The organism is Holdemanella sp. MSK.7.32 (genome assembly GCF_024460475.1).
Lineage (GTDB): Bacteria > Bacillota_I > Bacilli_A > Erysipelotrichales > Erysipelotrichaceae > Holdemanella.
Window position 1 is genome coordinate 1 of the sequence record NZ_JANFYN010000003.1, and the last position, 11,391, is coordinate 11,391.

Here is an 11,391-nt window from a genome sequence, read left to right on the forward strand (position 1 = left end):
CCAACACAAATCCACTCATCAATAGTAAACTCAACCATTGATTCATATTGTCTGAATAAGCCGTATTCAAAGACTTCTTCTTTTCAGACTTAACATTCGCTTTCTTATCTACCTTTGAAGTTGTTGGCTTTTCTGTATTCGTACTAGGCTTTTTATCTTCTTCTGGCGTTGTCGGATTTTCTGTATCCGTACCAGGCTTAGCATCTTCTTCTGCTCCAGGCTTTTCAACAACTTTATTCTTCACTTCAAATTCAGTTGTACATTCTCCATCCGTGTAAACCACACTCAATGTATGTTTACCAACAGACAACGTTTCAAGATAATCCTTCTTCAATGTGACAAGAGTAGAACCAGTAATCACTGTATACTTATCTGCACCAATTAAAGTGCCATCCACCTTAACACCTGTAAATTTAGAGAATTCACCATCCGCTTTGAAGCCAAGATCCTTACCACTATTTTTGATCCACTCTCCACTTGCTCCGTCAATAAAGTTATATGTTGGAAGAGTTCGCTTGTAACCACAAACATTACATGTAGTATCTCGGCTCGTACTAAACTGATGATAACCTTGATATTTTATCGTATACGCTTTATTTGGACACAATGGATCTGTACACTCTTGCCAATGTCCAATATTATCATAACTCCACTTACCATAAGTATGCGTATGAACTGGAACTATTTTCTTATATAAAGCTTCAATTTCAGCATTGGAATCCAAGATTGTTACAGTTGTATTTATACTCTTGTAATTGTCAAAAGTTACCTTACCTGAATTTGTTTTCCACCGATCAAATTCCATACCAGCAACAGGTGCATCCGCTTGAATACTTACAACTTCATTTTCTTCATACGTTCCAGAACCCGTACCATTCTTCACAATTAAATCAAATTTCAAAGTTGGTGCAGGAATAGAACTTTCCTTATATACAGCCCTAATGTTTGCGGCCATTGCCTTCGTTGTAACTTTTGTGATTACACTATTTACATCTTCAATGACTGCATCACCAGAAACAAGTTCCCACTTATCAAATTCTTTACCTAACTCCGGCGCATATGCCTTAATAATGACCTCACTATTTTCACCATATTCTCCAGAACCAATTCCACCATCAACCTTTAATGCGTATTTTGCAGGTCCCGGTGGCGTAATTGGAGTTGCATCCTTATATACTGCTTCAATCTTTACATCAGCTTGTTTAATAATCACTTCGGTAGTATCTTCTAACCAATTTTGAATATACGGATGTCCCTCTTTTACTTCCCATTTCCAGAATACTTTTCCTGCAGGGGGAGCATCTGCTTTGATTGTTACAACAGTACCCTGTGTAAAACTTCCAGAACCCGTACCATTGACAACATTAAGTTTAAAGCACTTATCCTTATAAACAGCTTCCACTGTAACTGGGCCATCCACATTTGTAATTGTTGTAGTTTCACTATTTACATCTTTAATTGTCGCTTTACCAGCCTTTATGACCCATTTATCAAATTCTTTATCATAAGAAGCAGACGTTTTGGCTACAAGCGTTGCAACATCACTCTTGGAAACAATTAAAGAATCACTACCATTCACAGTTCCATTACGAACAATAATTTTACTTGTTGTATCATCATATTCTGGAACTATAACCTTCGTATAAGGACTTGCAGCATAATTCGGTTTCTCAGCATACCAAACTACATACTCGCCCGGTTCTAAACCCGTGGTTTCCCCATCGTCACAATAATGAACATAGTCACCTGTTATAAATGCTCTCTTATAACGCATTGCGGATGTTGTACCCGTAATCTTACCATCCTTAGCACTTGAACTCGAAGGAGCTACACCCTGTAAACCACCTGGCGTATCTTGCTGGGCCTCACGAATTTCCCATTCAATCGTTTTTTCATCCGTCGAACCATCTTCCCATTCATAACCTTCAAGTAAATTCACTTTCGCTGTATAATTTCCAGCATTCGTTGCCTTATAGTCACCACTAAGTGTATAGCCTTCACCTGCATCTACACCTACTTGTTCTTTCCCATTATAAGTGTAGAAATTCATATATAAATATTTATATTTTGCCCAAGGCACAGATACTTGTTTAATGCTGGAATACACTCTAAATCTAAAATTCACTTTATGACCATTTCCACAATCATAATCATACGTAACAAAATCTTTCCCATTCTCAACAATCAACACACCCGAATTCACAGTCGCATTTTGCCAATTCGAAGCTTTACTCACATCAAATCCAGCCGGAAGCTTTGATAAATCAAATCTTCTTCCCTTACCAACCGTTATTGGATATATATTATTTGCCATATATAGTGTCATAGATGGGGAATTATTACTCAAATCAATTGATGTTAAGTTATTCAATTCGCTCTGTAACTCCATTAACTTCACATTGTTTTTCACATTTAAAGTTTCAATCGGATTACGCCCAATATACAAAGTCTCTAATTCTGTATTCTGACTTACATCAATTGAAGTAATCTTATTACTATAAATATCAAGCTTCTTTAACAATGGATTATAACTCGTATTTAAAGAAGTTAATGCATTTTTACTACAAATCAATTTAACCAGCTTTGTATTTTTACTGACATCTAATGAAGTCAATTGATTATTATCACAATTCAACTCTAAAAGCTCAGTAAAATACTCAATACCCTTTAAATTCGAAATTGTTTTTGATGGTGCATAAATGTATTTAACATTCGCAATCTCCTCATCATCCAACTTTTCATCTCCATTCGAATCGAATGATGCTAAAACATAGCTTCTAAAGTTCGCATCTGGAAAGTTTGTTTCATCAATTGCCAAACCACTCGATACAGGTGCAGGAGCCGTCAACATCATCGGTAAAGCTTCTAATACCTCTTCTTCAATAATTTCTTCTTCAACAATCTCCTTTACAACCTCTTCTGGTTCAGATTCAACTATTTCTACCACTTCTTCAGATTCACCCTCAACAATGGGTTCTTCTTCCTCCACAAGATCTAAATCCTTTTCTTCAACTATTTCTTGATCCATCACACCCTCATGAGTATCGAACTCATCCGCATAGATTGCCGTAACCGGAGTTAAAGTCAAAACCATACATAAACTAAGCCCCACACTCGTCCAACTCTTTTTCATAGATTATCAACTCCTATTCCATTTTTCATATCACCCATTTACTTATTATTCCCGAATAGGTAACGGAAACTTCTCAAAACCTCCTCTCTCCTTTAATTATTTAAGGTAGACAAAACATACCCCTTAAAATCACTATAAGACTTCAATTATACTGATTTTAAGAGATAAGGCTCCCTCCTTAAAAAGAGCCTTGATCTTATTTAATCTTTTCTTCATACCCAAAGCCAACACAAATCCACTCATCAATAGTAAACTCAACCATTGATTCATATTGTCTGAATAAGCCGTATTCCCTATATTATTAAAAGTGGAAAATGCAGGGGTTTGATCCTGCATTTTGCGGCATTAGAAGCTACCGCCACCACCACCATACGTGTCGCCACTACTACTAGTGAATGTGCTACTTCCTCCGCTCGAACTATCATCATCGTCAGATTTAATTCGATTTCGAGTTATTGTATGATACAAGAAGTAGTCATGAGACTCTTTCATCTTCAACGTATTTTTCTTCATATAGTTATGTGCCTTGTCTTCAAAACTAACAGAATGAAGTTGTTCACGCTTTTTACTAACCACAAAGACTGCACAAACAAAGCCTACTAAAAGACTTATTGGAACGCAGTACCATGGAAGCCATTTAAACGGCATATTTCCAACATCATAAGGCTTACCATTATGTGCTTTTTCTACAAACTTTTCGCAAAGACTACCAAACGTTGTAAAAGCCATCATGTACTTCTCTTTCTTAAAAGAAGGACCTAGCTTTTCACTAATATAACTAATTCCGGCATCCGTAAATGCTGTAATACCATAACCATGAGTAGCCATCCAGAACTTACGTGTTTCCATGTTGACCACTAAAAGAATTCCATCTTTATTTTTACCCTGACCATACTCAAGCGCTTCATACATCGTCATCGCATAATCAAGAAGTGCCTTACCACCCGTATCTTTTGTAGTCAATATCGCAACATCTAAACCTTGACGCTTACCAATTTGGGTTAAAGTATCATTTAACTCTTTTCTTTCATCCTCAGTTAATAAACGCGCATCATCATTCACAAATCTTAGTCCATCTTGTAATGAAGTAAGACCACTTAAAGCTTGCGCATACTCTTCGGAAAGATTAGGTGCTCTAGTAATATAGTCATCGCAAAGTCTAGCGTATGTATAGAATGCACTCGCATATTCTCCATTACTTAAATAAGGTGCAAACTCACTACCAATCGTACTAATATCTTCTGATGAAATAGCTGTAGTACCTTTTCCATAAGTAGACATCCACCACTTGCGAACTTCCATATTGACAACCAATAAAGCCCCATCATCACCATAGCCACGCTCATTATATTTCGCTTTTGCGTAGTCTTCTATGGATTTATCACCCATATCATTCGCAGTAATTACGGCAACATCTACACCTTGTCTTTCACTAATTTCGGTTAAAGTATCATTTAATTCCTGCTGTTCACTTACAGTTAATAAGTCTGCATTATCCTCTACATATCTTAGATCTTCACTCGCAAAAACCGGGAAGCACATCATAAGTGCAAGTAGAAGAGATGAACATAAAATACTAAGTTTTTTCATAAACAACCCCCTACTTTCCCCAACTCATAATCAATATTACGATATAAGCTAAAACACTTCCAAGAAGCGTAACCACTACATAGTATAAGTAAACTAAGCTCTTATTTTCTGGAAGATTCCCTACAAATTTACCCGTTTGACCATTCATCGCAAAACTGTAGTTTTCACCCTTCCATTTCGTATTTAAGATCCACACTGGATACAACGCATATTTTGCCGTACCATTCTGAATCTGAACTGCACTGTCCTCACAAGTAACCGTGTCATACTTACCACAATTGGTCATAAACGCATCTTCCGTAGACTTCTTCACACGGGTATTGGCACGATCAATACTTGAATCGGCATCCACATCATATTTATCAGCTAAAAAGCCAGCTAAATAAGCCGTCTGGAAGTCTACCGCATCTTTTAAGTCATAAGGCTCAATAGACTCCATCATATCATCTGGCATCTTACTCGAACCATCCACCGGAATGTTTTCAAATCTTACATGCCCCTTACGATATAAACGATAGTATTTGGTTTCCGTATAATCATATTCTGAGTCCGACCACATACGAACCTTTGTCGCATTATAACGAACCTCACCATCGGCATCCGCATCAAACAACCAGAAAGGAACATATACACCTTTAATTTCTTCAATATGATTTTCTGATTTGAATTCTTTAGGCAATAAAGTCTTACCCTTATAGTGCTGTTTCAACCCTTCCTTAGCCGCCTTTTTATCCAATTTAAACGGAATCACTAAATCTGGCTTTAAGATACCACCCAATTTTTCCTTTACGACAATCGGACTTCCACAAAACGGACAAGATGCAGCCGCCATATTTTCATCCGCAACAATTTCACCACCACACGAATTACAAACATATGTCAATAATCCATCAGTTTCATTTTCAGCCCACTCTTGACCTGGCTTCACATCCCACTCAAATTGATCTTCTTCCTCGATCTTTACAGAATCATATTGCTGAAGTGTTTCCAGAGAAAATTCTGTATCACAATAAGGACACTTCATCTTCTGAAGTTTTGTATCAAACGAAATGGAACCATTACAACAAGGACATTTAAACTCTTGTAAAGCACTCATAATTAAAACCCTCTACTTTTCTATGTCATTATCATCAAATGGGTCACCACACTCCGGACAGAATTTAGGTGGATGATGCGGATCCTCAGGTTGCCAACCACACTTATCACAACGATACAATGGTTCATGTGCCGGCTTTTTTGCACCACACTCTGTGCAGAATTTACCCTTATTTACCGTTCCACAAGTCGGACAAGCCCAACCCTCAACACTAGGCTTAGGCGTTCCACACTCCGGACAGAATTTACCACTTGCTAGATGTCCACAAGTTGGACAAGTCCAGCCATCTGCCTTTACCTCAGGCGTAGGTGCAGGAGTCGGTGTTGGAGTTGGATCAGGAGCTGGTTGAGTAGCAGCACCCGCCGCATATAAGTTTTGCGCACTAATACCACCCTGATTCATGGCCATACCCATGCCCATAAATCCAGTCATTGCACCTGACGCATTATTGGCAGCATCCTTCATAGCTGTAGCCTGGGCACCAACCAAACGACTTGCCGCAACCGTTTGATTCATCGTCATCGCATTTTCTTCCCACTCTGTGATCTTCTTTTCTTGATCCTCAGGAATACTCAAAGAGTTAATATTGAAAGATACAACTTCCAAGCCACGCTTAGCACGCCAAATATCACTCAACTCATCATTTAAAGCTGCCGCAACATCCATTGTGTGAGCTGGAATCTCATAATACATCACACGATCCGCACTCAATTTTGCCAAAGCAGGCTGTAAAGCCGTCATCAATTCACCTTTTAACTTGCCCTCAATGGTTTCAGACTCAAAATCCTCTGCCACATTTCCACAAACATTCGTATAGAATAAGATTGGATCGGCCACACGATATGTAAAGTTACCGTTACAACGCAATTTCACAGACAACTTGAAGCCCAATTCTTCATTCACAACCACTCTAAATGGAATTGGAGTCGCCGTTCCATAAAGAACCTCGCCCATTTCTTTTGTGTTCACATAATACACTCTTTGATCCTTAGCCGTATCTCCACCAAAAGTGAAACGCTTAGCCATTGTTGAGAAAGAATCCTTAATACTCTGGCCTAAGCTTCCCGCAAAGATAGAAGGTTCACTTGAAGAATCATACACAAATTCTCCTGGCGTTGCACAAAGCTCAACAACACGACCCTGATCAACAATCAACATACATTGACCATCCGCAACCGCAATCACACTACCATTTGAAATGATATTGTCACTTCCTTTATTACTCGACTTTTTACCCGTCCTTTTAGAACCCTTACGAACCAATACATCCTGCTCTAATGCATCACAATAAAAGTACTCCTTCCATTGATCGCCAAAAACAGAACCAACAGCTCCAGCACCCGCTTTAATTAATCCCATATTATTTACCTACCATTCTTCTATTGTTTTTACTTGTATTTCTTTTACAATCGCTCTTACTAAAGAATCAAATTCATTCGATTTACTCAGAATTTCGATTCTCAATACACCACTTGATATATCTGGATAGTCCACAAGATATGTACGTTTTATATAATTACCATCCTCTTCCTCATATATACATGTCTTATAAGCAAGTATCTCTAAATCTTTATAATCTAGATTTTCAAACTCAACACGAACCACTTCATCATAAGACATCGCATTGTTTCGAATATAAGGAATAGTATCCACAAACACTAAAATATCCGTATTCTGACCAAGAATGCGATACATCATTCCAGACGCAACCACTTTACTTTTATACGAAACCCGCTCATCCTCTACAAGAAAATAAGCATCAATATTCGAAAGAGTGAATGTACAAGCCAATCCTTGTACACTCATCTCTTTTCTTTTGGCATATCCATCATTCGGATTCGACATAAAGTACAATTATTCAACATCTAAAAGTTCAACAACTTTGAACTCTTTAATGATTGCTTCTGCCAATTCATCGGAAATATCATTATCATCATATTCACAGACTTCAATACAAACGATTCCATTTGGAAGATCTGGATGTTCAATATAGTATTCTTTCTTTAAATTATCCTCATCCGATAAATCTGCAACTAAAGCTCTATAGCCACCGACTTTTGTCTCTGTATATTCAGCTTCCCCATTCAAATCTTTTGTCGCAAGCTCTTCAATAGTATATCCATCACTCCATTCTGCGAATGCATCGTCTCCTACATATACTAGAAGAGCCGGAAGATAATCATCACGAACTTCATATTTTATGCTTCCAAGTGATAATTCCGTATTGTAAACAGGCTTTTCTAAACCCTTCACCAAATAGAAAGAATCCAAGTTTGGCAATTTAAAATTACAAGCTAGACCCTCCGATTCATACTCTTTTCGATCCGCAAACTTCTGCTCCTCTTTCTTCTCTACCGTTTTTGTACCATCCGTCTTTGTAGTCGTACCACCATCACTTGCACCACACGCAACTAGACTTAAGCCCATACCAAGCACAAACAGACTTGTTAATAACTTATTATTTTTCATATTATGTTCTCCTATTATTATTTAATTTCTACCTTCAATTGCTGCAAAGCCGCCAATAATATATCTTCTAATCCTGTCGTATCATCCGAATTATCACGAAGTGTTACAGAACATGACAATATTACATTTTTATCGCCCACTGGATAATTTAACTTATACCTATACGTCGTATCATTGGCACTATTCCAATAATTCGTGTAGCTCATAGAACGATATCCAGAATATTCACCCAATGTATACTCTGTAAATGGCTCTTCTCCTTTACTTAAATGTTCATTATGGAAGACGATAGCCTCTTCAAGCGTATCACTTGAATCCGTACATATGTTTACGTATATTGAACGATCTGGATCTTTTCGACTTAATGTATAACCAATGTTTCCCTTATCTTGCTCACCCTTGATCGTGTCATACTTTTCACTAGGCGTATAGAACGAAGTCAAATCCCTTGGTAAAGTTAATTTTGCACGAGACGATTCACCAACAATTTCCTTGCTGTTTTCATCCACCTTCTCTTCTTTAACTTCCTGCTTTACTTCCTCTTTCTTTTCTTCCTTCACCTTTTCTAGCTTCATATTCTTAATGATAGCCTTCGCAAAAGGTTCTAAATCAGAAGTATCCTTTTCTTTATCATTCTTCTGGTTGATCTCAATAGAAACGACCTTATTGATATCCTCGACTGGATAATCTACATAATAGTGAAGTCTAGTATTTTCAACTGTACCCAGATTGATGGTGTGACTATACGCATCAAAGCCCTCAAACGTACAAGGCTTATACTTTTTATCCTCGTCATTTTCACCATACATTGAATTCTGTAGATCCGCACTCTTTTCAGCAGAGCTAGACGACAACAATTTAATTTCAGCATTCAACTCATACTTATTCTCTTCATTTAAACACTTATAGACAATCGAACCATTATCCTTTAACATACTCTCCATTTTACCTACACCCTCTCTAGATGAAGTAAAATAAGGAGATAGATCTTCAGGAACACTCAATTTAGCCGTTCGATCCTGCGTATCCATTCGTTTTTCTTCTTTTTTCTTTTCTGCTACCTTAGCCTCATCTTTTTTAGGCTCGGGCTTATCACTTGAACAAGCCACTAAACTCAGTCCCATACCCAAAACTAAGAAGCCGGTTAATAACTTATTCCCATTCATATTATTCTCCTATTAATTCAATCTTTAAATTATGTACCACATCCAGCAACAATGGCTCTAACAAGGAAGTATCGTCATCATCACGTAATTCTTCACGAATGGTTAGTACGACATCTTGACCATCCACTAGATAATCAAGCACATAATGATATTCAATCGATTTATCACTTGACACCATATACTTATATCCAGAATATTCACCTACAGTACATGGCTCATACATTTTTGATTCATCCTTACAAACCTTGTTGTGAGAAATACTGGCAGCCTCTGCTGAATCCCAGCCATCCGTTCCAATTGAGAAATGAATGGTAAACGTACGATCTTTCGCATACAATGAATAACCAAGAACATTCGATTCTTCCATATAGCTATATCTAGAAATTTCTCTAGCAGGCGTATGGAAAGAAGTCAAATCTTTAGGTAAAGTAACTCTTACCTTTTTATTCGCATAACTAATAATCGTACTATCCTTTTCTTTTTCTTCCTCAGCTGCCTTAGCCTTTTCTTCTTCCTTCTTCTCTTCTTTTACCTTTTCTTCTTTTTCTTCGATTGCCTTAGTCTCTTCTATTTTCTTTTCTTCTACCTTTTCTTCTGGCTCATTAGATGAACAAGCCACTAAACTTAGTCCCATACCCAAAACCAAGAAGCCAGTTAATAACTTATTCCTTTTCACTCTTATCACCTACTCTTCCATACAAATTTCAACAACGATATTATCCAATACAGCAAGTGTTACCTCATCCAAATCATTGGCTTTTTCTTGTTCTACATAAATTTGTAAGACAACATTATCTTCACCAACCGGATAATCGATCAACATCTTAGAATAGGTTTTATCAGACGAATCATATACCGTTGTTTTCTTGTAACCCGAATACTTACCAATCGTAAATTCCTTATATTGATCTGCCTCATCTTCAAAACCTGCATTCAAGACATCCGCCGTTTCCTTGGCCGCCTTACGATAATCACAATCAATTGAAATTCGCGTTATATACGTACGATCATCCGAATGTAAATCATATTTAAGAATACGACCACCCTCTAGCTTACCCGATATGTTTAAACCTTCTTGTTTCGGTGTATAAACCGACAATAAATCTGGCATTGTCATCTTAATGAAATAGCCATTCATTTGTGCGACTCCAGTCATTTCACCAATCTCTGTCTTTTCTTCTTTTTTCACTTGTGAAGACCTTGGTTCTTCTGGCTTTTTTGCACAAGAAACTAGGCTTAAGCCTATACCTAGCGCAAGCAAGATCTTAGCTAGCTTATGATTCATAGGCTTACTCACATTTCTTCTTTTCGACTTTTACATTATCTAAAATTGCAGTAATAATAGCTTCTGTATCCGAATCATCCGCTTCCGCTTTTAGCTTTTCAACAACAACCTTAATTGTTCCTTTAAAACCATCTCGATCCAAATTGAAATACATATTGTACGTTACATAATCATCATAAGAATAATCCGAAATCTTATTTACACCTGTATAGTTTCCAACCTGATAAGGCTTATAAAGCTTACTCTCATCTTCCTCACCCTTATTGAAGATTTCAGCCACTTCATCCGCTGTCGCATCTGCACTAGCTTCAATAGCCGCAATCTTTTTCGTATCGGCTTCTTTATTTTCAAAGCTATAGCGAATAAAGGAATCATTGACAATCTCTCCTGTAACCTCTACACCATCTGCTGGCGTATAAATCGTTGTGAAATCTTTAGGCATTGTGATGATGATCTCATACTTCTTGTTGTAGTTTTTGCTCACCACAAAATCCGTTGTTTTCTCTTCCTTCTTTTCCTCTTTCTTTTCTTCCTTTTTAGCTTCGACAACCTTTGTATCTTCCTTTTTAGGCTCTGGATCATTCGATGAACAAGCAACTAAACTCAAGCCCATTCCGATTACTAATAAGCTCTTCACAAAGTTTGTGTTCAT

At 37.4% G+C, this 11,391-nt stretch carries 9 protein-coding genes and 1 pseudogene; all 10 read right to left on the bottom strand.

Features of this window, described 5'->3' with window-relative positions; genetic code table 11:
* Positions 1–3,133, bottom strand: a pseudogene (locus NE544_RS01105) (hypothetical protein); the annotation flags it as partial.
* A gap of 345 nt (positions 3,134–3,478) precedes the next feature.
* A complete protein-coding gene (locus NE544_RS01110) occupies positions 3,479–4,723 on the bottom strand; it encodes a TPM domain-containing protein (protein ID WP_256268038.1) in 1,245 nt (414 codons plus the stop codon).
* A gap of 10 nt (positions 4,724–4,733) precedes the next feature.
* Positions 4,734–5,819, bottom strand: a complete 1,086-nt coding sequence (locus NE544_RS01115; RefSeq protein WP_118115088.1) for a hypothetical protein — start codon at positions 5,817–5,819, stop codon at positions 4,734–4,736.
* Positions 5,820–5,831: 12 nt separating this feature from the next.
* A complete protein-coding gene (locus NE544_RS01120; RefSeq protein ID WP_256268039.1) occupies positions 5,832–7,178 on the bottom strand; it encodes an SPFH domain-containing protein in 1,347 nt (448 codons plus the stop codon).
* Between the two features lie 9 nt (positions 7,179–7,187).
* Complete coding sequence (locus tag NE544_RS01125; RefSeq protein WP_256268040.1) at positions 7,188–7,664, bottom strand: hypothetical protein; 477 nt, start codon at positions 7,662–7,664, stop codon at positions 7,188–7,190.
* A 9-nt stretch (positions 7,665–7,673) separates the two neighbouring features.
* A complete protein-coding gene (locus NE544_RS01130; RefSeq protein ID WP_256268041.1) occupies positions 7,674–8,288 on the bottom strand; it encodes a hypothetical protein in 615 nt (204 codons plus the stop codon).
* Between the two features lie 17 nt (positions 8,289–8,305).
* Positions 8,306–9,454, bottom strand: a complete 1,149-nt coding sequence (locus NE544_RS01135) for a hypothetical protein (RefSeq protein ID WP_256268042.1) — start codon at positions 9,452–9,454, stop codon at positions 8,306–8,308.
* 1 nt (position 9,455) lies between these two features.
* A complete protein-coding gene (locus tag NE544_RS01140; RefSeq protein WP_256268043.1) occupies positions 9,456–10,130 on the bottom strand; it encodes a hypothetical protein in 675 nt (224 codons plus the stop codon).
* A gap of 9 nt (positions 10,131–10,139) precedes the next feature.
* Positions 10,140–10,739 (bottom strand): hypothetical protein, encoded by a 600-nt coding sequence (locus NE544_RS01145; RefSeq protein WP_147487073.1) that lies wholly within the window; start codon positions 10,737–10,739, stop codon positions 10,140–10,142.
* A gap of 4 nt (positions 10,740–10,743) precedes the next feature.
* Positions 10,744–11,391, bottom strand: a complete 648-nt coding sequence (locus NE544_RS01150; protein ID WP_256268044.1) for a hypothetical protein — start codon at positions 11,389–11,391, stop codon at positions 10,744–10,746.